The organism is Spirosoma liriopis, from assembly GCF_023196085.1.
Classification (GTDB): domain Bacteria; phylum Bacteroidota; class Bacteroidia; order Cytophagales; family Spirosomataceae; genus Spirosoma; species Spirosoma oryzicola.
Genome location: NZ_JALPRF010000002.1, coordinates 1,392,780 through 1,414,108, shown reverse-complemented (window position 1 = coordinate 1,414,108; position 21,329 = coordinate 1,392,780). Strand labels below are relative to the sequence as shown.

The following is a 21,329-nucleotide window of genomic DNA, read 5'->3' as shown; positions in this document are numbered from 1 at the left end:
TTGACCAAACCAATCAGACCAATGCTGAAAACCCTTTTTGAAATAGAACAATGGCTAGTCAACACTACTAACGGTATTCGGGAGGTGATGCATGGCATAGAACCTAGACTGTTGGAGTTTGAATCGATACTAGAAGATTACACACAAAAGACTCAGACTTTATCAACTCAACTCCAACTATTTCGTAACAAAGAGTTGATTGAAAACCTTAAAACAGAGCTTAGAGAGGCTTACTTAACTCATGACAAGCTAGATCGGATTAATGCATGTGTTATTAAGCTAAATGACAACTTTAGGGAGTTCTGGGAAGAGGGTGCTGAGTTTGAAGAATTCTATGGTAATTGGCCTTTACGAGATGATGCCAATACAGAAGCCTTATTTGATAATTTGGGAGAAATACGGTCTTTCTTTAAGCATGAAACATGGGATGCTGATCCCTTCAATTATAATCCTACACTTGAGTCAGTATTAGCTGAATACGCCCACTATTATGTAGACGAGAACGCTTATATAAAGCCCGCTGCGAAAGTAGAAGCGGCATTATCAGCGGTAAATTATCAAGCGAATATTGGCCTTTCACGAGATGTACAGGATTTATATAAGGAAGTTGCGGCACATATTAACCGTCTTCCTGAAAAATTAGATAGCCTTCATTTACAAACATTCTATGCAGATGAATCGTTTGAGTGCGCCATAACCTCTCTATCTGCGGAATTTGATAGCTATTTTCTAGAAGATAGCGACCTAGATTTACTAAAGAATGAGGCTGTCAATAATCTTAGGCGAATTGAGCGTGATGGCTCAGAATTCACTTACCTGAAGGAATTAGATAGTTTGTTTGCAGACGTTCAAAGTCTTAGAAGTAAGATAAATGAGGATAAGTGGAGCAGCTACTTTAACAAGAAATACAACGACCAGCATCAGGAGATTAGTCGATTAATAAAGAGTGTTACAGGGTGTGTTTCAATGCTATATCGAGCATGTAATGATACAAGTAGTGCTGTAAGTAATTCGTTGTTCATTCAGGAGCGACCAGCCCAATTCCCCCATATCACTTCAGCCCGTTCAGTTGAATCTACATCGGCAACTTCTAAAGCCAAATTGGTATGGAATTGCAAACCGGCTGTAGCTGGCTATATCATTTCTGAATTGATACGAGCCGGATACATTGATCCACCAATAGCGAATGGTGACTTGAACTATGCAGAGTTGGGTCGAATTTGTTCACAGCTGTTCGAATTCAAAAAGCACAAACCAAGTGCCGAAGGATGGAGAAAACTGTTGAACGCAGATGTTGCCGGCAGTAATGCCTTACCCGACTATAAACGCGCCAAATTGAAATTGCCTGATATAGACCAGCTTACTTAACCTTCTCATATCAAATCTACTCTCCGGATAGTAGCTGGATAGTTCTGCCCCGTTCAGTCGGTGCACCTTTGTACCGTACTCTAACACCAACAAATCATGTACGGTACAGTCTTACAAATCTCGATGACCCCTGATCAGCTAAATGAATTGATCAGGGGTGCCGTTCGCTCAGAACTAGCAAACTACACGCCACCTGTCCCCGAAGGCTCTACACTCCCCGAACTGCTTACTCGTCGCCAAACTGCCCAAGCCCTACAAGTTTCGCTGACTACCCTCCACGATTGGGCCAAAGACACCGACGAGCGGGCCGCTGTTTTGGTACCACTTAAGATTAATGGGCGCGTTCGCTATCGCCGATCCGAAGTGCTAGCCGCCCTCAAAGAAAAACGCCGATTTAAGGCAGAATGAAAACCAGTCGTGTAGGCAATCGATGAAGAGGTAGAGGTTCGTTCTTCGTATACGGACCTCCGTTCTTCTACGATGACTCTACTGAACTGCTGGCTACTCAGTACCAACGTTCATTCTCCCGCTCCTATGAATCAGCCCTCCCCCAAGTTAGTCGGTAGCGGATACCAATTAACCAAAGCGTTTTATGCTGAACTGACTGCTAACGAAGAGATGCAGCTCAACGCCAAATCGCATCACCTGAGTCTGTACACCTGGATCTGTGAGCTACGTAACCGGGTGTCAATGGAAGTCGTTGACTTACCTCGTGACTATACTATGAAGATGGCCTTGATTGGTTCACCTTCGACATTGAAGGCCTGTATTGCTGATTTAGCTAAGTGGGACATCATTGAGATTATGAAGCCGGGTAAGAACAACTGGACTGGCTCAACGAAGGTCAAACTTAGCGGTTCATTTTTGAACAGGCACTGTACAGCAACTGTACAGCAACTCCCTAGTAGCGGTTCAGAAATGAACAACAACTGTACAGCTACTGTACAGCAACTGTACACAATTAAAACTAATAAAACAGATAAAACTAAAAAAACAATATCCGATGCTGACGCATCTGGTGAACCCGATCTTTTTGAGCAGTTCTATGACCTGTACGGCAAAAAGTTTGATCGCAAGAAAGCAGCAGCCAAGTTCAATAGGCTAAGTCGGGCTGACCAACTAGCAATCCTTGAACACGTTCCGCTGTACGTCAAGTCAACGCCGAATCCGGAGTACCGAAAGAATCCGCTCACTTACCTAAACGGGGAGTGCTGGAAAGACCCGATTGATTTATCTAAGTCCGCAGGTACAACAACATCACAACAGCCAACCGCTAAACGTCCGTCTGCACCGGGCCAAGTCCGATGAAATACGAATTGATCCCTAATCACCTCGTCAACGTTGATGAGCAACTTGAAGCCACGGTACTGGGCTCAGTGCTCAATGAACCGAGTATGGCCGGTGTTATGCTTAAATACATTCGCAAGCCCGCTGTATTCTACAATCGACTCCATCAGCTCGTCTACGAAGCCATTGCCACCCTGTATCTGCAAAGCGAGCCCATTGATTTAGTGATTATCAATCGACACCTACGCACTCAAAAAGCGGATGAGGCCATTGATTATTACTTCCTCACGGAGCTATCCAACAAAGGGTACCTGAACATCATTGACTCGCATTGTTTATCATTGCTCCAGCTCTCCATTAAGCGTTACCTAAGTCAGTACGGTGCCGATTTACGAAAATCCGCACTTGATCCCGGTTCCGATCCGGTAGCCTTGCTCAGCAAGCTCAACGAAGACGCTGACGCAATTATGGGTAATCTGACATCCATGCGTAAGAAGACGGCTAACGACTACATGAAGGAAGTCTATGACGACATCATTGAGAAGCAGTCAGGCCAGAAGAAGGGGATTACGTTCGGCGTAAAAGAAATCGACGAGCGAACGGGTGGGTTTCCGCCCGGTAGCTACATTATCCTGGCGGCAGGTACGGCCATGGGTAAGACGGGCTTTATGATCCACGCGATTCGTCATCAGTGTTTAGTGGAAAAGAACGCCGTTGGTTGCGTGACGATTGAAATGAGTGGTGCCGACTACATGGCCCGGTTCTTTGCCGCCGTATCGGACTACTCCAATTCGGAGCTAAACCGAGCCACTACGATTGACTTGAACAAGCTCTACAACCGAACCCAGGTATTAGCCGATATGCCCTTGCATATTCATGATGTGCCGCTTGAGTCGTTAGAACTTCAATACATCATTCGGGAATGGGTACGGCGTCAGAACGTAAAGATGGTCGTCGTTGACTACATTCAACTGGTGGAGGACCCGCGTAGTTTGAATACCCGTGAACGGGTATCAAACATCAGCCGGTCCCTGAGAAACCTGGCCCGAGAACTCGGCATTGTCATCGTCGCTATTTCGCAAATGAGTCGGGATTGGGAACGGAGGAAGGACTTTGACAAACGGCCTCAACTGTCGGATCTGAAAGAAACCAGTCAGCTCGAGCAAGATGCCACCGCCGTCTTGTTTCTGTTTCGCCCGTCCAAATGTGGACTTCAATACGAAGGCGGCATCGTTGATGAACATACCATGGAGCTACACGCCTTGAAGCTTCGCGGAGCGCGGGCCACTGACCGAGACGACCCGTGGTTATTGGATTACGACGGCGCCTGCAACCGAATTAGCCGGTATGGGACGATGCGACTTGGCGGCTTTTCGGCTCTCTCCGGCGAAGAGGAAGACAAGCCTCACTTCTAGCTCCCAGATTATACCCTTTGCCCTTTCTATCCTGCTCGATTCACGAGTGAAGGGGATATTACTTTACCCGACGATTTATCATCCTATTTATTCACGGCAGTAAACTAACTGCCCAAAAACAGACGCTTATGGATATTGTGATTATGATTGAGAAACCTTACGTTAGAAACGGAAAATTAAAGTGGCATCAACCCGACCCGATGAGCATTTCCGATTTTGGCTTTGTGCCTCGGGTGGGTGACCGAATCATCCTGCACACCTTTGTCCATTTCAGTCCAGCGGTAGAAAAGTTTTTGGATACCTCCCACTCGGTCGTTGTCAATGAGGTTGAAATCTATTGGAGCCGCGATAAAAAGCGGATGGGTGCTGTTATTTGGACGAAACGACCACACGTACTATGATGCAGAACCGGCCTACAATCAAGCCTAACCCAGCGAATGACTAACCTATCAACCTCCGATCAATTAGCCGCTATGATCAATCAGTCAGAAGAGAGCTTCGCCCATGAAAGCGGTATTTCCTTTACCATTGATGAACTACGGGCAGCGGTGGAAAGCCCAGGCTCGAACGTTAGACTGCCCGACGATTCGTTAGTGGAGGCATTACATGACATGCTCGACAAAATGAAGGATGAACCGTTTTGTATTGAAGTGTCTAAAGCGTCTTTATCGCCCGCTCACTATGGCATGGTAAGCGGTATGTTCAAGCTGAATGTCTGTATGCCTGACGGTGAGGGTTGAGTCGATAAAACCGGTATCATCTTTTATTGTATGCGCGAGTTGCTGACGGATGAGTACCGAAAATCAATTGCTGCCATTCGGGTACTTGACTCAGTGAGTTTGTACGATGAGTTCATAAAGAAAGCCTCTTACGACTACCTGCCCCCTGAGCTAAGTGAGTGTTTCCCTTTTCGCTTACTTGACTAGAAGGATAGTTCGAAAGCAGTGAGAATGCAGTGAAAAACGCTCACCTGGCCAATCGCTTAAAAACGCCTTTTGCGCTGTTTCTATGATTAATGCACGGTCGTTTCGCGCGCGCACGCGAGACAAGCCTACATTATAGAGCGATCGATAGCACAACAAAGCTTTGGTCTACCATCCTCACTTTCGACAAAAGAAGGTAAGTTAACTTTATGTCTTTTGTCGAAAGTGAGGATAAAAAGTGAGGATAAATGATTTCATCTTACATAATCGATGACTTTTGCTAACAGGCCAGCGCACCTCGAACAATCGAAGTTTTAGGCCGGTCCGCTTCATTTCTGTCACAGGTTGCCAATAACTGTCACAGAAACCTTCCCATGATTTTTTCGGAGTCAATTCACGCATGTGTAGTGTAGCTGCATTGAGTTTTTCGAGTCCATAAAAAAGGCACACAGAGCGATCTGATGATTTATCGACGGTCAAATATGGATATGCGAGTAAAGTACCATTGAGTTTCCGGAGTCCATAAAAAAGGGCGCTATTAACCATTTAGATGATTGGTGTACGGTCAATTGCAGAGGTGTCAATCATAGCTCTCTCTGTCAGAAATGGTAGTCGCTGTTCTCATTGATGCCCGGAAGGTTTATTTGATCTCTATAGTTCGGCCTACTCCAACAAACTAAGTTATTGCACACCGCTACACGCGTGCGCGCCCGTGCGAGGCTCGGCCTAATGTTGATTCATTGAGTTATTTGTGTCAGTATAGAGCCAACTACCTTTTCTGAGAAATGATGTGTTTTTTAGCAGTCTACGAAGGCGGGGCCCAACAAACGTTGAGTTCTTTCAGTCAGCGTATAAGACAGGCAAAACCAGCGTTTAGAGACAAATAAAGAGTTTTCGGCCCCAGTCAAGGCCGAAAAAAGAAAAACCAGTTTAAAGCGAAATGAAGTTTATTTGGGTCAGTCTAAGCGCATGGGGCCCAATCAATGCTGATGCATTACGATAACGCTACGAATAAACCAACTGAAGACCTGTCAGGGGTTAATTCGAACACGTGTAGTCGAGCGACATTGAGTTTTGTCAGTCCCTAAAAAGACGCGTATCGACAACGCCATGATTTTTCGGGAATCAATACGCATATGTGTAATCGAGCCAACTGAAGGTTTTCTGCCAGTCAATACGCATAGGCGAATAGAGCGAAATGAAGTTTATTTCAGCCCATAAAAAAGACCTGCCCAAAACGCCTTTTCCAGCATTTCTATGATTAATGCACGGTCCTTTCGTGCGCGCGCCCGCGAAGCCCGATCCGTTACCAATGAAGTAAGCTTGTCTTACCCATAAAGGGAGACTGCTTATCGATGAAGGTTTTTCTGACATCATATCGCCTGCGCACGAAGCGGGACAACACTGAGTTTTCCGTGTCCATAAAAAAGGCGAGTAGTAAGAAGCTCATGATTTTTCTGACATCATATCGCCTGCGCACGATCCGAGCAACGTTGAGTTTTGCGAGTCCATAAAAAAGGCGTGTAGTAAGAAGCCTATGATTTGTTTGATATCACATCGTGCGCGTGCGATTCTGCTCAATTGAAGAGTTTTTTCAGTCCATAAAAAGAAGTATCGTCGAGAGCAATTAGCACGCTCTGAACGGTCACTGATTTGGCGGTGTTGGTTGACAAGGAAGAGTTTTTGCCCATCTTCCTTAACAATTTAGGTTTCAACACTCGGAAAACTCTATTCACTATGCCTCGCATTGGCCAATGTCCCACCACGATCGACGACTTACTTTACCTCAGTACGGCAACAGTAAAGCAATCCGGCTGTCTGATTGACGGTAAGACGCATCAGCTTGGATGGAATCGTCATGGTGAACGAGTCGCCACGATCGACATTGCCGCCAGCCTGAAGGCAAAATGCGTTATGCTGCGCTACTCGTTTCGAGGAGAAAGCAAGTTGCACCGCATTGATCTGCTGATTGCACCCAGCAACCTGGGCAAGGGAACCGTATTCTACTTTGTTTGTCCCGTCACTGGTAAGAACTGCCGGAAGTTGTATTTGGTCGATGGTCGGTTTGTTTCCCGCTATGCGCTAGCCGATGTCTACTACGAAAAGCAGCTTTGGTCAAAGCGGTATCGGGATCTGGACAATACAATGGGTAGGCAATTACGGGGGGACGATTTTGAGTTGTATCAGGAGACCTTCGGACGTTATGCGAAGCGGCATTACCGGGGCAAGCCCACAAAGCGGGTGTTACGCTATCAACGCCTGACGGATCGTTTGTATAGTTGATTGTAAAACGTTCGATTTAAGACGCTTTTCATATCAAGATGAAGTGGAGTGCGTTTTGCTACAGATCGTCGCGTGATGGGGCTAATTTTACACTTCTGTGCCTATCTATTACTGTGATTCGTGACTTTATCAAGACAAAGGGATAATCCGAGCGTGTCACTTTCGCATATTTACGGAAGTTCAAGCCTGTTTGATAATTAATGCCCAAGTCGTTTTTGAAATCATCGGTAGCAAAAGCAGGAAACGAAAAATCAACAGTACGCTTACTTGTTTTCTTAGTTTGTATTGTTTGTATTGTTTTATTTATCCGCACCTCTTCCGTAGCACTTCCGTACGACTTCCGTAGTACTTCCGCATCACTTCCGTAGTACTTCCGTAAATATGCGATAGCTACCTTTATTTTGGTTACATAGATTGAAACTACTCTTGACCCAGTATGAAAGTGGTTAGCGTTGGCACGTCGGGCACAAGCATTTTATCGGCTTCGTTTTTTAACTGACGTGTAAATGGGTGCTTCGAGTGGGGCGTCGTCGAAAGATTGATCTTCTAACTTTTTTCAGGCACCTCCTCATTATATATATTCTGTTTTATATTGTTTAAGAATTAGATGAAGTTCTGACTTCCATTGCTAAGACTTGTATCCTATGCCAACAGGAATTGATGATGAATTAGATAGTTGCAAGACGTAAAATTTTTACCGCCTTTGCACAACCTTTATCTGGCCTGAAAGACCTCGCGTACTCAATGGGGCGCATTGAGTACGCGAGGTCTTTCAGTTTTCTGTTCCATAGTATTCATCACAACCTGCGCATAAACCAGTGCCGCTATCATTGTCAATTACTTCTCCACATCTCGCACACAGATGTTCTTGTTCATCTTGCTTCGGAATAGATACTTCCAAATAATCTAATTCTTTATAATCTTCTATCTCGAGTTTGCAATAAAAACACTTTAACTTCTTAATCTCATAACCAATTTTTACGTCTATTTTCGTGTAATGATTAAATTCAAAAATTGGCTTTGAGTAAATTAGTGCTTCATTTTCACAACATGGACAAACGGTAATGAACTTATTGCCTTTATTGAACGACTCTCTTGTCAAGAAATCTTTATCACTTATGTAGCCAGGATTGTTTTTCAGCATTTTGAATGTCGCTCTAATTGCATCAAATCTTAACTCTATCTGCTTTTCAATAGTATCCTGTAATTTGCTGGAATATTTTGCGAGCTGAATATGCTTACCGTGAAAAATAGAATTGTTTTTTATAATTAGTTCATCAGCGAAAGATTTCATTAATGGGTAATAATCTCTAAGAAGGAGAAGTTTTAATGTTTCATAATTTAGCTTTGAAAGTTCATGATGAGCAATTATATCTCTGGCATTTGCTATTGTAAAGAGAAGTGACTTATTGTCGTACGTTACCTTAGATACTATTTGAGCTCTTAATAATGAATTTTTGAATGTTATTACATCTTCATTTGGGTTATCTGCAATTTCCTTAATACTGGCCGCATCTGCTATAATTTTAGATTTATAAAAGATAGGCAAAGAATTCTTGAATTCTGGAGCTACCAAGATGTAAATAGGATTAACTGAATACAGAATCCCTTTAAGGATTCTTTCAAGTCCTAAAGCAAAAAGCATTGTAAGATTAACAACTTCACTGTCGCTTAAGGTGTGCTTTATTCCTTTTGAGACAATTTCAAAGAAGACAAGTGAGTCTTTGATATAAGAGTTATGGTTCATCATAAATTAGTCAGTATTTTTCTAGCGTCAATTTTTTCAGTCAATCATCTAACGGCATAAGTAATAGACTGCATTCAACCGAAAACCATCTTCGGCGTCTCATTTGTTGACAAGACCCCGTCATAATCAGTTTAGTCTGAGTAAAAGTTACAAATTACCGTCTCTCTAATCGACGTATCACATTCAGAATACTAGTTGAGTTCATGAGTCACTGTTAACCATAGTTTGTTGCCAGGGCGTGTAATCGAGCTGGTTATAGTTGGACTCATGGATACGGTAAAAGCAGACCTTTATTAAGCCTTCTTTTGGGTTGGGATTATAACACCAAACCGTACCGTGTTTCAATTTTTGCATATTAGTTTGACTAGTCATAGACTCCTCCGGTTATACCAACTCGAACTGTTGCTGAAAGATCCTATCAGGAACGGCGGTAAACTGCCCCTTGTCCAAACAGCGCACCCAGGAACCCGGCATCACGAAGATAGAAACGTGCTGGCCTTTACGATCGGTGGTAAACAACGCTTTGCCGGTTGGTTCGAATGTAGCGTGTGAACCGCCACAGTGGACTAGAAACGTGTTGAGTGCCTGTTGATCGGCGCTACTCCGATAGAAAAAGCAAGGCTGAGCCTGTTTAGGCTGACAGATAAGCATGAAGGTTTATAGAAGTTACGGTAGGTACGTATGGTGTATGATCACCAAACGGACTTAAAAATACGCATCAAAGCGCTAAAAAGCGATACCGCTACATCCTTTGTCTAACCACTTTCTACCTTGTAGCTGTACAGTAGCGGTTCAGAAATGATCAGCTAGTATAGCAATGCGGTTCGACACTGAAGAGAGAATATCAGCATTGAATACCTGCCCCTTTGCGCGGCTTTAGCCTATTTCATATAATCTCATAATTACTCACTACTTACCAACACTGCCCAAACCGTTTACGGCAACAAGACGATCACGATACTGAATGTGAATGCTTTGGTATGAAAAAATAGTGCTTCTGTTGGGAATATTGGCTAGTTGGGAAGCTTGATATTTCATATGTTGAAGTTTTTACTTTATTCGAGGTTGAGTTAACGCTTTTATCTGTATTAATAGTACTTAGGCTAGATTTAGCTATAAGGATTATGTTTAGAAATAGGTAATATTTACAAATTGTGTATCACAAGGAACCACTAGTTTATATCTAATGCATCAGCGCTGATTGCTATTACTTAAAACTGATTAATCATCTATCCACATCCATTACATGATAAAACTTCTACGCTGCTTCGGGCTTATTCTGGCGTGTTTTACTCTTGGCTTCTCAGCCTCGGCTCAGACTCTTATAGCGCCTAAACTTGTTACGGATGGACCTGTAACCAAAATGGAGTATAGTCCAAGCTTGGGCTTAATAATGGCTGGTAGCTTTCGATATGTAGGCTATCCTGCTAAGAATGTTGCCATTGTTGACAACATCGAAGCTAATCCTTCTGGACGATTTCCGTTCTTGAACGTAACCAACAATGTGTTAGGGCGTGAAATTGTACCTGATGGAAAAGGGGGTTGGTATATCGTTAGTAACTCGCAACTATACTCCACCGGTAGCTTTTCAAGAAGACCTCAGCAAATCTGGAGTGACTCAACTGGACGAACCCGCGTTTTTGATTGCATTACTCATCTGAATGCTGATAATTCGATTGATACTCTTTTTAAGATCAATGCCAATACAAGTACCTATCGTATTATCAATACACAGCGAGTGGTGCTGTACAAATCTCGTCTATACGCCTGGTGCGACTTAGCGGACCAGAGTGGAAGTTTATATCGGCGTCAGCTTCTTGGTTTGAATGCCCAAACAGGAGCCGTCGAGTGGAATTCACAAAGTGGGCATCGACTTGATGTAGTGACAGGCTATCTGGCTGTTATGGGTCGTCAGCTATTTGTTGCTGGACGGATGAACGTTGTCAATGGGCAACCTGCTACTCGCTATACACTAGCTTACAATCTGGATACTCATCAACTGACAAACTGGAACCCCCTTAGTAGCGCCGATCTTGAGTGCAATAATTGTGAAGTCTCGTCACTTGAGGGTAAGGCTAATAGGCTAGTGATGACAGTAATCTCTTCCCCAACGGTGAGGAAAGAATTTATCGCTACCGATACGGTGTCCGCAATTATTTGGCGAAAGCAGTTAACCGGATACTTCCACATGAATTATGGGTTGACGATTGATCAATCGGTGGGGTACTACTTCGCAGGAGAATCGTTCAACAGCAACATTGTCAAGATACGACTGTCTGACGGTCAAACAATGAAGCAGTATCCATATCCGGCTCAGGCGTCCACCATTGATACGAGTCAACTATATGTTGGCACTATAAAAGGGCTATCCCTGCAAGGTAAGCACTTGTACTTGTACGGTAGTGTAACCGATGGTACTTCTGTCCGAAGATCGGTGGTGCAAGTTGACACAGCAACGTTTAACGCTACGAACTGGAAGCCATTTAATGAACGAGAGTCAGGCGAGAGTGAATCTACTGGCAGTTACAGAACCATAGAAGCGTTGAGTTTTCAGGGTAATCGAGTATGCATGGCTGGCGACTTCAATCTGCTCAAACTTAATTATGCACCAAATCTGGTGGCAGTTAATCCTCTAACTAACACTGTGCGATGGAGGCCACGCGTTAATTTGTTTCAGGAGGGCTATCTGCAATCAATTGGAGCGATTGCCGCAGATGGAGATAGTCTGATCTGGATATACCAGGATAACATGACCATGAAAGCCCTGGATGCCCGAACTGGATTCCGGGTTAAGCGATTCGACCTGAACTCACCCGGAAGCGGGCTTTACCCGATCATTAAACAAATCATTCCAGCTGCTGATCGACTCTATATACAAGGCCAATTCCCACAAATACGCGGTATCGCTGTTACTAATGGATTTGCGGCTATAACAAAGGAGGGTGGCGTATTTCCTTGGGAGCCCGTATTTTCAAGTAATACAGGAGGTCAAGTTAATAAGATGGTTGTGCAGGGAGATCGGATTTATCTAGGTGGCCGATTTACCGCTACCAATGGAAGTCGCAATTTGGCGATCATCAATCGATTCACAGGGGATCTACTAAACTGGAAGTCTACGGTTTCTACTTCGCCAGATGATTACGAAGTTAAAGATTTCTTAATTCAAGGTGGTGAACTGCTTACCGTAAGGCAAGATCGAGGTTATGACACGCCTGGCGAGTACCGGAAGGTTAGCTTGACTACCGGCATGGTTACGGCTAGTTACTCCTACACCACTTGTCAGGCAGCAGACCAAATAATTGCCAAGGATAAGTATGTGTTTATCAATGAGAAATACTGCAAGCCTTATACAAGGGATAATGTAAGCTACTTTGACCAGGGTTCCAAGAAGTTTTCTAACAGGCCGCTACTGCCTAGATATACCATACAGAATTCGGATGGGTACAATCGGGATTATATTCCTAATCCATTTAATATGGTTTTTGTAGGTAATAAACTTTACTACGGATCAAACTTTGATGATGATTACTACGGTACTGTATTGCCTGTCCCTAGATTAATGAGCGTTAGTTTCCCTAAAGGCTTTTTCGCTGAGACTGTGGATTATTTTCCAAAATCGGGGGGGAATGGCGGGGATGTAACATTGAATTTTTATGGGAATAGTCTTGCCGTAGGCAGTAAAGTAAAGTTAACGCGCACCGGGCAGATACCAATTGTTGGCATAGACTCATTAACTAAATACCCTGAAGCATTTCGAATTGAAGTTACTTTCGATCTTCGAGGAAAGACAGTTGGCCAATGGAATATTGAAGTTACGACACCGTCAGGAGAAAGTTATGTGATAAATAACGGTTTCATTATTGAGAAATCTAAGTCAGCTGACATACAGGTAATGTTGAACGCTCCGGCTGCTTTTAGACCTGGGGCCTCAACAAAATTTAATATTACAATAGTCAATACTGGCGACATTGATGCGCATGGAATACCTGTCTGGTTAGCTATCCCAAATGGAATAAAATTCACCCCAGGAATCGCGATCTTAGATAGAGAAGGTAAATTAGACTCACTATCGCCATTTCCAGTAGATTCTCTTTTTGGGAAACCCTTTGGCGGAAAACTATACTGTATATTCATTCCTGAAATAAAAGCACGCGAAGTTTTTGAGTTTCCATTCCGAGCAGTAATTGAAACCAATAATGTCATCCAAATTCACTGTTGGGGCGGCATCCCGATATATGGTTCTCCTATACGTAAGAGTTTGGTTGAGTGCATATATAAAACCGCTTTCGTAGCGGCTGACATATTATTTGGCTTGAAAAATTTGAGAGATGGCACGCAAGCTCTTTACGATTGTGGTGTTGGAGGAATGAGGGCTTTATATGATCCTTTTCTTTTTATAAAAGAAGATAGAAAGTTTGCTGGTGATCTGATGAGGGGCTTATATGGAACAGCTTTTCACTGTGGTGAGGCGCTGTATAATTTTGCTCAAGTTCTTCCTCAAGGGAGATGGACTAAAGTACTAGAGTTTGCCGGTGGAGCCGGTGTTGTTCATGATGCGGTTGAAGCGGCCCAAGCATGTAAAGATGCTTATGATGATCTTGGACAAAAACCTAGCGATTTCTTTCCAAACCCCAAAAAACACAGTCCAAGCGGCTTAATAACTCCTGTTTTTTCTCGTGATCCGAACGATAAGCTTGGTCTACCAGGTTCTGGGATTAAAAGATATGTCAATGGGAAAGAAGCATTTAGTTATTTAATCCGCTTTGAGAACTACGCTAGTGCTACTGCATCTGCACAAATCATACGAATTGTAGACACTCTAGACCGCGCTATTTACGATTATAATACTTATCAATTAGGATTTTTTAATATCGCAGACACTACATTTTACGCTCCTCCAGGTCGGAAACAATATTCGGTAGACTGGGATTTACGGCCAGCAAAAAACTTAGTATTACGGATGGAGGCTCGTTTTAATGACACAACAGGGATATTAACCTCTACCTATACAGCGCTCGACCCCCTAACAATGGAGTTAACAGAAGATGTTTTGGCGGGGTTTTTACCTCCTAATCAAAATCCACCTAAAGGAGAAGGCGGCCTTGCATTTAGTATTCGGCTTAAGGATAGCTTACCGAATAAAACATCAATAAGTAACACCGCACATATATACTTCGATTATAATGCGCCTATTCCCACTCCTGTTTGGACTAACACTATTGATAAAGGCTTGCCGGAAAGTAGTATGAAGCCATTGGCAACTACGAGCCGAAGTACAACGCTTACGCTTGGCTGGCATGGGAAAGACGTTGAATCTGGACCTAATCTTTATGATGTGTTTGTATCAGTCAATGGAGGAAACTATAAAGCTTTACTAACCGCTACTAGGGATACGAGCTTTCGATTCGTTGGTAAAGCTGATTCTACCTACCGCTTCTATTCGGTCGCTTACGATAGTGTTTACAACCAAGAGATCATTCCATTATCGTTCGACACAGAAACAACGATCCGGCTTAATACTGCCGTAATCCAATCTTTACGCTCAGGGAACTGGAATGATCCGACAACCTGGTCTTGTGGTTGTATTCCGGCAGAGTCGGACGATGTTGTTATTCAGATGCCCCATACAGTCAAGCTTGACTCAACGATGCCGGAGGCCGTTTGTCGAAGTCTGGATCTGTTGGGAAATTTCTCTATGCAAGGCAGTTCTATTTTGATTAATGGGACTAGGATCGTAATCGACTCTGATAATGTTCTCACTAAGTAAGAATTCATCACTGTCTTTGTTACAGGTTTAATTAACCTATATTAGTAAAAGAGGGTGCTATCTGCGTGACACCCTCTTTTACTAGTAAATAATTGATTATTGTGGCTTGGCTTATTCAAGACGCCTTTACGATCTGCTTAAACGGCACGCGGTCGATTTCCCGGCGCATTAAATCAGTTGGAAACTCAGCCAACAACCGTTTGGGTCTGGTCTTACGGTACGGGGTTAGCTCCTTTGCGTTCCTCTGACCCATCGCAACAATGGTAGCCTCTTCTGACAAACCCACTTCGTTGATGCACCAGTCAGCAAAGGTTTTTCTCGCTGTATGTGAAGTAATCCGTTTGTCAATGCCTACGGTGAACATGATCTGCCGAAGCAACGGGTTATAGTCGTCAAGATTGGGCAAGGGCAGGTTGATACCCTCGTACTTATCCATCAATGCCCAAACCCGCTCCGTAACGGGTATACAATACTCCGTTCCGGTTTTTATTCGATAGCCTACTATACAGTGCTTCCCTTCGACTAGTTGCAGGTTCTTAGCGGACAGGGTTTTCATATCCTGATAGGCCAAACCCGTGTAGCAAGCAAACTCGAAACAGTCAGCTACTTCCCGCATTTGAGGGAGTAAGACCGCTTCCCGCAAGATGGTTAGTTCCTCTTGTGTCACACATTCCAGGTTAGGCGTTTTGTCAACCCGAATCCGAATGTTCATCAACGGGTTTTTGTGAATCAACTCGCTCTCAGCGGCCCACAAGAGCAGCGTTTTGACTACCTGACAGCTTTTGTCGGCGTTGCGGTCAGAGTTACCCCGCTGAGTGATTAAGTATGTCCGGTAGCGTTTGAGCGTTCCGGGAGTAAAGTCAACAGCGGGTAGATCTGACGCGTTTTCGGACTCTAGGAACAATAACAACGGGCGCGTTTTAAACCGGTAAGTGTCTACCGTTGACGCTTTGGTTTTTAGGGCTACTCGCTCTTCCAGAAACTTGTCGATTAAGGACGGAAACGTGAGTAGCATCCGTTGACCGTGCTTGACGACACCTTTCAAGCCGTTGGCCGTCATTTTCTGATCGAAGCTTTCGTGCTGCGCGTACACCTTTTGTAGCTTCTGCTCACAGTCGGCAATGGCTTTGTTTAATAGCGTTGCGTGTGGAGACTGTGGTTTTACTTTCAATTTGCGCTTATCCCAATGATCGTACTGAATCATAACTGACTTAGGCAAACTCGAATCAGCGACAGATGTAACCGTACCGAGCGTTATCCGTTTACCATTGACCGTTACCCGAACGTTGACCGAGCCGAGCGTAGCGTCTACGGTAGACTTACGCAGGTAGAAGTTAATGAACAGTGAATTATACATTGGCCTGTCCTCCTTTCTGCGCATCAACAAGCTTCAAGATAATAGCACTAAAGAAGTCGTCCAGGCACTTGTAGTGATCGCAGGACCGCGTACCGATGTCGCCACGCTCGACGTAGGCTAAAAACCAGTTTCTTACTTCTTCCCGCGTATCATTCATCATTGGTAGATGATTCATCATATCGACCAAGCACGAGTCTTCGCGAGTCAGGGTAAGCGTACTGTTAACAACTAGTTGTGGTGTTGCGCTTTGGGGCGTTTCGTTGGTATTGGCTGGGGTGTTCATCGAAATCATAGATTAGATAGTGAAGCTGAACCGGATTGGTCAGCGGAAGAAATTTGGGGAGAGACTTTTCTTATAGGAAACTGAGCGGGTTGAGCCTGGCACAGATTGCGGCTCGCTGCCTACGGGACACCGGTACACTGAAGCCCGTTGTGAGTCGAAGCAGGGCTTTAGCTCGAACTGAGCTAACCGAACCGGCTACGTAGTGCGGATTGATTAGGTGCGACTTGTGCACCCGCCAGAAAGTAGGCAACTGCTTGGCCAGCGCGCACAGGCCCTTGGCGATCAGATGCGCTTTACCGTCTTTGGTATGAACGATGGCGTAGTTACTGCGTCCTTCGATCCGCACGATCAGATCAGCCGCTATCGCTGATGGGTCCGGTGTTGCAGGACTGACACCTTGGTCAGTCTCACGAGTGTAAATTAGTGCCCTCATTCCTCTTCGTAGGTTAGCTCAGCACTGGCAATAGCGTACACTTTGTCCATGTAGCCTTTACGGTCTACGACATCCAACCAGCTTTCCCGCTCCGAGCGTTTGTGGGCGCGAATGTTGATCTTATAGAGGTAGAACAAACGGTCATACACCTTACGCCAGACTTCCTGTTGACCGACACTCTTAGCCCGGCAGTAAGCGTTGACCAGCCGCTGTACTTTGATACGCGTCGTTTCTTCGGGTAAGGCTTCGCTGCTGCGGGGTATGTCGAGCAACGAACGAGCGGCTTGTTGCTGAGAATCGATCATTTGCTTGAGCTGCTGTTCCAGATCCGCAATGCGTTGGGCGTGATCGACGAGGAGTTGATTGGGCAGCGCGGGCGCTAGTTTGTTTAACCGCTTCTCGCAATCGATGAAGTACTTACGGATCTTTTCGCCTTTAGCCGTACGAGCAAACATTGACAGGCGCTTGGCAAAGTCTAGTGACAAAGCAAAATCGCGCGTCATAGAACCGTTGTTTGAACTCGACTTAATGTCGAGTACATCCCAATCAAGCCCCTTTTGTCCAAATGGATTGTTAACAATGTTCTTTTTCGACCACCTAGCCCATTGAGACGCGTCGAAACCTAAAAACTCGTATAACTCACGAGCTGACACTACGGGTGAGCCTTGCCCATCGGTAGTAATCGCAATAAGCTCCTTCATGACTACCGACGATACGCTTTGAAATACTCATTATAACGTACTTCGTCGCGCTCTTCCCACTCCTGGCGGGACTGTTCGTATTCGGCGGGGTTTGCTGCCTGCTGGTAAGCTTGATAGTTGACACGAGCTGCTGTTTGCAGGGCTCCTACCAGCTCTAAGCTGTAGTCTTCTAGCAATTCTAAATCCCGTAGATCCTCAACTGCCGATGAATGATCGTCGGCGCCGTGATTCTGTAGTAGATTACGCAGGGTGTTTTGGCGGTATTGACTGATGGCTCGGTAGACCAGCATAGCCCCCGCTTCCTGGTTGCCGTGACCCACAACCAGGGGAAGCACTAATGAATAACTGATTTTGGGATTGACCTGTGGAGAAACAGGTGTTCCTTGGGCGGAGGTTGTAGTTTCCCCGCCGGATGCATAGCTTTGTTCCGTCATCTGATTTAATCGGTTAGATTGACATCGCCCCTTTGCTAAGCCCTGAGAAAGTATAGCATTGGGGCACTTTCATTTGTAGTCAACTCAGTTCGTACAGTCCAGCGGGCAACCTCCTCGGTACTATATCGCCTTTTCTGTCCTTCATTGACATTACAAATATAACACAAATTCAACATATATATTGAATTTTGAAGTAAATTTTTTATAATCCTTTAACCAGATCAGTAATTGTAACCCCTAGGGTTTGAGCTATTTTAGAAAGCGTTTCAACTGTTAAGTTCTGACCTGTCTCGTATTTGTTGATTGCCTGGAAGGATACCCCCATTTTATCTCCTAATTCTTTCTGAGTAAGACCTTTTAGCTTTCTAGTTTCTCTAATAAGTTGACCAACTTTCTTTGTTACTTCTGACATGACTACGATTCGATGGTGTAAATATCCGATTCAAAGCTTTCGAATAATACATAGCGGGTCAAAAAACCCTTACTCATCGGTCACTATTTCATATTAGCGGTACCATTATGATTTACTTTGAATAGCGGCTGAACCGATTTTTTTTGTAATGTTGGACTCATTTTTATTCAAGTGATCAATGCCGAAGCCCAAATATCCTGCCTGATCAATGTTAATTCGATTGATATAGTCACTCGGTCGGCAGATGGTTACAGTAAGCTATATATCAGCAGTCAGAATAAACCGTTAGAATCACTAACGGACTATAACGAGGTGTTGTCCTTAATTAAGCAGATCACTAGCCGTCCAGTAATTTACTAGTCTATCCTATGGCTTCAGTGATTTCAAAAGAGTACCAAACCGACTAAGTCATTTGTGTAATACTCAACTGGATCAATATGCACGCTACTGCGTAAACAAGATTGGCCAAGTAAGATTAGGTTCAGCAAAAGATTCTATCTTCGAATAGCAGCTGTATAAATAAGAGTACTTAAACTATCTTAAAGCGATGTCATTTATAACAATCTTCATGGTGGTATTTATGCCTCTTTTACTATCTGTACTTCTAATAATAGGGATGTTATTAGCTAGACCAAAAGATGATAAGATCTTTCGTATATACAATATACTAAAAAGGAATACTGATAAAGATTTGTCAAATTCGAATAAAGCCGATATGGTATTACTCGGTAAAAGCTACGACGCATATCAGAAATATAATCAAAAGGAAAAGAGGAAAGCATCTTTAAATGCTAAGTCCATGCCTATTGTATCCGTATATTTAATAAATAATATGTTGTCCAAAATCAAAGCTGTCATCTTAATATTTTTTGGGACTTCTTTTATAGGATCGTTAGATTTGTTTTATTTCAACGATCTTGCTCATGCTATTATAATAAGCACAATAAGTGCATTAATATATTTTTTACTATTTTCAGATTTATTTGTCATTAGGTATAGAATTACGAAAGGTTATTTCGGCTTAAATAAATATGAAGCTAAAGAAGTGATAAAATTTATATTAAAAAATACCGATAGACACGACGATTTTAAAGATCCAAATGGAAATGTAAGAGTGTTCGCAAGTATAAAAGAGGAATTTGCCAATAATACAGCTCTAGACAACTACTTAAATCCTTCTTTGGACGCCTAATATGAATAAGTTTACTGCCCTGTTCCATCGAGCAATTAATATACTATTCTTGTCTCATCCGCAAAGGACATGCATGGGTATCTTGATTGGTTTCGTAACTGACGTTATAATTCGTGCCTTCCATAAATACTTAAATCAAATATCTGACATTGATTGGTCAGTAGTTGATTTAAAAGTTTGTATAGCATTTGGTATACTACTAATTCATGTGCGCACTATTTATTATTTCATTACACAAGGAAGCAAGCAAAACGAAGAGGTTGAAAAAGTGCTACTATTGATTGAAGCTATCAAAAAAGAAGGGTTGTCAGATTGGCAGACCAAACAGATGTATCTAGCTTTGTATAAAAAGGTGCTCGATTCAGTAGATCTAAATAAAGAAACTAAGGCTGAGCTAGAGAAGCTGAAAGCCAACCAAGCAAGCGGAACACCGCCTGAACCACAAGCTGAATAGAATTGCAGCTTAGGCTAGTAATGTTGTTATCAAAATTGGATATGTAATAATTCAGAGTGCGATATAGATTATCCTGATGTTGTTTGAACCGTTTAGCTCTTCATCGCTTGGAAGGTTCGATAGACCATCGAAAGGTTTTGACCCCATTCTCTTCATTCAAGAAAACTATCATTTTTAATCCTTCTTTTTTTAAGTCTAATTCATAATTCCAGTCAGCTGTTTTTAAAGGCCTTGGCTGAAACTGTTTAATGGGAAATATGTCTCCTAACCCAGGAATGTCGCTTAAGTTCAGCGGATCTATTTGTTCCTTATACTGACTTAAACCGCTCTCACACAGTATCCATTTTGTCCCGTCTTCTAGTGTAAACAATGGTACAATTAGACGATCTCTAATCTTATATTTTTTAATATCTATTACAGTTTCATTTCTCGTCAATCTTCTAAATGACTCGGTTGGCGGTGTCATATCGCTTTGCATTAGCTCTTCCTCTAAATCATCCATATTCAATCCCTTCTCATATGCAAGTCTTAAAGATACAGACATAACCAAATCATTTATTAAATCAATGTCGGCTTCAATAGTAGTCAGCTCTTCCAAGATTTTGTGTCTCAAGGTTGGTTTTGCAAACTCAACTGTTCTGTCCCACCAATAATTATGAACAAAGCTATCCCTCATACCATGAAAGTTATCGATAGCGTGCAATTGTGACTCATTGAAGTAATCAGTGTCTTTTAACTCTCTTTTTAACTGGCCAAAAGTCAACTGCGATTTTTCAAAGAATACTTCATCGTATCTGTTTTTTGGAACATTCTTCGAGACTACAATCAACGTAAGAATTGATTTCTCTATGGCTTGAATTGTAAATAACATTCTGCCACATCTCGCAAATATTTCTTTTATCTGTTCGCTTTCTTCGTCCATCATAATTTACCTAATATTATTTCAACGTCATTTGTATGACTATCATAACGTCTTAGAACTGTACCAAAACAGTTCTAAAAACCAAGAATTAGAATGTATTTGAGGAGGCTGTATATACTTTTTGTAATAGATTGGATCATTGGAGACAACGGTATCTGCTCGGCTTACTTTATTTTTCTCCCTTAGCAGCTTTTACGTAACGCATACCTGCCTGATTCAAGGTTGCATCTGCGAAGGCTCTAGTTTCTGCGTATAGCTCTAAGTAGCCAGCGTCGCGTAGTTCTCTTCCTGCCCTCTGAGCCTGTTCCTTGGTAATGCCTGGGCTTTTATCTTTTAAAAGGGCCACAATGT

The 21,329-nt window shown here is 43.1% G+C and carries 20 protein-coding genes; 11 read left to right on the top strand and 9 right to left on the bottom strand.

All coding sequences use genetic code 11. The features are described 5' to 3' along the window. Positions 1-21 precede the first annotated feature (21 nt). The 8 genes from M0L20_RS14860 to M0L20_RS14825 all read left to right on the top strand — a co-directional run bounded on the left by M0L20_RS14860 (position 22) and on the right by M0L20_RS14825 (position 7,276). Entirely contained in the window at positions 22-1,368 is a 1,347-nt protein-coding gene (locus M0L20_RS14860) for a hypothetical protein (RefSeq protein ID WP_248477726.1), read from the top strand. A gap of 96 nt (positions 1,369-1,464) precedes the next feature. After that, entirely contained in the window at positions 1,465-1,776 is a 312-nt protein-coding gene (locus tag M0L20_RS14855; RefSeq protein ID WP_248477725.1) for a helix-turn-helix domain-containing protein, read from the top strand. 72 nt (positions 1,777-1,848) lie between these two features. Beyond that, complete coding sequence (locus tag M0L20_RS14850) at positions 1,849-2,676, top strand: LvrA C-terminal domain-related protein (protein ID WP_248477724.1); 828 nt, start codon at positions 1,849-1,851, stop codon at positions 2,674-2,676. Then, positions 2,673-4,070 (top strand): replicative DNA helicase, encoded by a 1,398-nt coding sequence (locus tag M0L20_RS14845; RefSeq protein ID WP_248477723.1) that lies wholly within the window; start codon positions 2,673-2,675, stop codon positions 4,068-4,070. The genes M0L20_RS14850 and M0L20_RS14845 overlap by 4 nt, the downstream gene beginning before the upstream one ends. 128 nt (positions 4,071-4,198) lie before the next feature. Then, on the top strand, positions 4,199-4,471 hold the full coding sequence (locus tag M0L20_RS14840) for a hypothetical protein (RefSeq protein ID WP_248477722.1): 273 nt from the start codon (positions 4,199-4,201) through the stop codon (positions 4,469-4,471). Positions 4,472-4,507: 36 nt separating this feature from the next. Beyond that, positions 4,508-4,810: a hypothetical protein gene (locus M0L20_RS14835; RefSeq protein ID WP_248477721.1), complete on the top strand. Its 303-nt coding sequence runs from the start codon at positions 4,508-4,510 to the stop codon at positions 4,808-4,810. A gap of 30 nt (positions 4,811-4,840) precedes the next feature. Beyond that, the gene (locus M0L20_RS14830; protein ID WP_248477720.1) at positions 4,841-4,996 is read left to right on the top strand and encodes a hypothetical protein; all 156 of its coding nucleotides are present in this window, start codon (positions 4,841-4,843) and stop codon (positions 4,994-4,996) included. A 1,734-nt stretch (positions 4,997-6,730) separates the two neighbouring features. After that, on the top strand, positions 6,731-7,276 hold the full coding sequence (locus M0L20_RS14825) for a hypothetical protein (RefSeq protein WP_248477719.1): 546 nt from the start codon (positions 6,731-6,733) through the stop codon (positions 7,274-7,276). A 772-nt stretch (positions 7,277-8,048) separates the two neighbouring features. Here M0L20_RS14825 and M0L20_RS14820 read toward each other — a convergent pair. Continuing rightward, entirely contained in the window at positions 8,049-9,026 is a 978-nt protein-coding gene (locus tag M0L20_RS14820) for a hypothetical protein (protein WP_248477718.1), read from the bottom strand. A 381-nt stretch (positions 9,027-9,407) separates the two neighbouring features. Beyond that, positions 9,408-9,674 (bottom strand): hypothetical protein, encoded by a 267-nt coding sequence (locus M0L20_RS14815; RefSeq protein ID WP_248477716.1) that lies wholly within the window; start codon positions 9,672-9,674, stop codon positions 9,408-9,410. Positions 9,675-10,269: 595 nt separating this feature from the next. Here M0L20_RS14815 and M0L20_RS14810 point away from each other — a divergent pair. Then, a complete protein-coding gene (locus tag M0L20_RS14810; protein WP_248477715.1) occupies positions 10,270-14,790 on the top strand; it encodes a DUF7619 domain-containing protein in 4,521 nt (1,506 codons plus the stop codon). Positions 14,791-14,905: 115 nt separating this feature from the next. Here M0L20_RS14810 and M0L20_RS14805 read toward each other — a convergent pair whose 3' ends face one another. The 6 genes from M0L20_RS14805 to M0L20_RS14780 all read right to left on the bottom strand — a co-directional run bounded on the left by M0L20_RS14805 (position 14,906) and on the right by M0L20_RS14780 (position 18,410). Continuing rightward, positions 14,906-16,147: a phage integrase SAM-like domain-containing protein gene (locus M0L20_RS14805; RefSeq protein ID WP_248477714.1), complete on the bottom strand. Its 1,242-nt coding sequence runs from the start codon at positions 16,145-16,147 to the stop codon at positions 14,906-14,908. After that, a complete protein-coding gene (locus M0L20_RS14800; protein ID WP_248477713.1) occupies positions 16,140-16,430 on the bottom strand; it encodes a hypothetical protein in 291 nt (96 codons plus the stop codon). Before M0L20_RS14800 ends, M0L20_RS14805 begins: the two co-directional genes overlap by 8 nt. Positions 16,431-16,500: 70 nt before the next feature. Then, positions 16,501-16,863 (bottom strand): LytTR family DNA-binding domain-containing protein, encoded by a 363-nt coding sequence (locus tag M0L20_RS14795; RefSeq protein ID WP_248477712.1) that lies wholly within the window; start codon positions 16,861-16,863, stop codon positions 16,501-16,503. Beyond that, entirely contained in the window at positions 16,860-17,564 is a 705-nt protein-coding gene (locus M0L20_RS14790) for an antA/AntB antirepressor family protein (RefSeq protein WP_248477711.1), read from the bottom strand. Before M0L20_RS14790 ends, M0L20_RS14795 begins: the two co-directional genes overlap by 4 nt. Positions 17,565-17,566: 2 nt before the next feature. Beyond that, positions 17,567-17,998: a hypothetical protein gene (locus tag M0L20_RS14785; RefSeq protein ID WP_248477710.1), complete on the bottom strand. Its 432-nt coding sequence runs from the start codon at positions 17,996-17,998 to the stop codon at positions 17,567-17,569. Positions 17,999-18,200: 202 nt separating this feature from the next. Further along, positions 18,201-18,410, bottom strand: coding sequence for a helix-turn-helix domain-containing protein (locus M0L20_RS14780; RefSeq protein ID WP_248477709.1), 210 nt, complete (start codon positions 18,408-18,410; stop codon positions 18,201-18,203). A gap of 547 nt (positions 18,411-18,957) precedes the next feature. Between M0L20_RS14780 and M0L20_RS14775 the strand changes: the two genes are divergently transcribed. Next, on the top strand, positions 18,958-19,602 hold the full coding sequence (locus M0L20_RS14775; RefSeq protein WP_248477708.1) for a hypothetical protein: 645 nt from the start codon (positions 18,958-18,960) through the stop codon (positions 19,600-19,602). A gap of 73 nt (positions 19,603-19,675) precedes the next feature. Next, the gene (locus tag M0L20_RS14770; protein WP_248477707.1) at positions 19,676-20,056 is read left to right on the top strand and encodes a hypothetical protein; all 381 of its coding nucleotides are present in this window, start codon (positions 19,676-19,678) and stop codon (positions 20,054-20,056) included. 100 nt (positions 20,057-20,156) lie between these two features. Here M0L20_RS14770 and M0L20_RS14765 read toward each other — a convergent pair whose 3' ends face one another. Further along, a complete protein-coding gene (locus M0L20_RS14765) occupies positions 20,157-20,981 on the bottom strand; it encodes a hypothetical protein (RefSeq protein ID WP_248477705.1) in 825 nt (274 codons plus the stop codon). Positions 20,982-21,329: the final 348 nt, after the last annotated feature.

What these genes read in the sequence shown, in the direction of transcription:
- M0L20_RS14860 (WP_248477726.1), top strand. Translation starts at nt 22, where the DNA reads ATGCTGAAAACCCTTTTTGAAATAGAACAATGGCTAGTCAACACTACT.
- M0L20_RS14855 (WP_248477725.1), top strand. Translation starts at nt 1,465, where the DNA reads ATGTACGGTACAGTCTTACAAATCTCGATGACCCCTGATCAGCTAAAT.
- M0L20_RS14850 (WP_248477724.1), top strand. Translation starts at nt 1,849, where the DNA reads ATGACTCTACTGAACTGCTGGCTACTCAGTACCAACGTTCATTCTCCC.
- M0L20_RS14845 (WP_248477723.1), top strand. Translation starts at nt 2,673, where the DNA reads ATGAAATACGAATTGATCCCTAATCACCTCGTCAACGTTGATGAGCAA.
- M0L20_RS14840 (WP_248477722.1), top strand. Translation starts at nt 4,199, where the DNA reads ATGGATATTGTGATTATGATTGAGAAACCTTACGTTAGAAACGGAAAA.
- M0L20_RS14835 (WP_248477721.1), top strand. Translation starts at nt 4,508, where the DNA reads ATGACTAACCTATCAACCTCCGATCAATTAGCCGCTATGATCAATCAG.
- M0L20_RS14830 (WP_248477720.1), top strand. Translation starts at nt 4,841, where the DNA reads ATGCGCGAGTTGCTGACGGATGAGTACCGAAAATCAATTGCTGCCATT.
- M0L20_RS14825 (WP_248477719.1), top strand. Translation starts at nt 6,731, where the DNA reads ATGCCTCGCATTGGCCAATGTCCCACCACGATCGACGACTTACTTTAC.
- M0L20_RS14820 (WP_248477718.1), bottom strand. Translation starts at nt 9,026, where the DNA reads ATGATGAACCATAACTCTTATATCAAAGACTCACTTGTCTTCTTTGAA.
- M0L20_RS14815 (WP_248477716.1), bottom strand. Translation starts at nt 9,674, where the DNA reads ATGCTTATCTGTCAGCCTAAACAGGCTCAGCCTTGCTTTTTCTATCGG.
- M0L20_RS14810 (WP_248477715.1), top strand. Translation starts at nt 10,270, where the DNA reads ATGATAAAACTTCTACGCTGCTTCGGGCTTATTCTGGCGTGTTTTACT.
- M0L20_RS14805 (WP_248477714.1), bottom strand. Translation starts at nt 16,147, where the DNA reads ATGTATAATTCACTGTTCATTAACTTCTACCTGCGTAAGTCTACCGTA.
- M0L20_RS14800 (WP_248477713.1), bottom strand. Translation starts at nt 16,430, where the DNA reads ATGAACACCCCAGCCAATACCAACGAAACGCCCCAAAGCGCAACACCA.
- M0L20_RS14795 (WP_248477712.1), bottom strand. Translation starts at nt 16,863, where the DNA reads ATGAGGGCACTAATTTACACTCGTGAGACTGACCAAGGTGTCAGTCCT.
- M0L20_RS14790 (WP_248477711.1), bottom strand. Translation starts at nt 17,564, where the DNA reads ATGAAGGAGCTTATTGCGATTACTACCGATGGGCAAGGCTCACCCGTA.
- M0L20_RS14785 (WP_248477710.1), bottom strand. Translation starts at nt 17,998, where the DNA reads ATGACGGAACAAAGCTATGCATCCGGCGGGGAAACTACAACCTCCGCC.
- M0L20_RS14780 (WP_248477709.1), bottom strand. Translation starts at nt 18,410, where the DNA reads ATGTCAGAAGTAACAAAGAAAGTTGGTCAACTTATTAGAGAAACTAGA.
- M0L20_RS14775 (WP_248477708.1), top strand. Translation starts at nt 18,958, where the DNA reads ATGTCATTTATAACAATCTTCATGGTGGTATTTATGCCTCTTTTACTA.
- M0L20_RS14770 (WP_248477707.1), top strand. Translation starts at nt 19,676, where the DNA reads ATGGGTATCTTGATTGGTTTCGTAACTGACGTTATAATTCGTGCCTTC.
- M0L20_RS14765 (WP_248477705.1), bottom strand. Translation starts at nt 20,981, where the DNA reads ATGATGGACGAAGAAAGCGAACAGATAAAAGAAATATTTGCGAGATGT.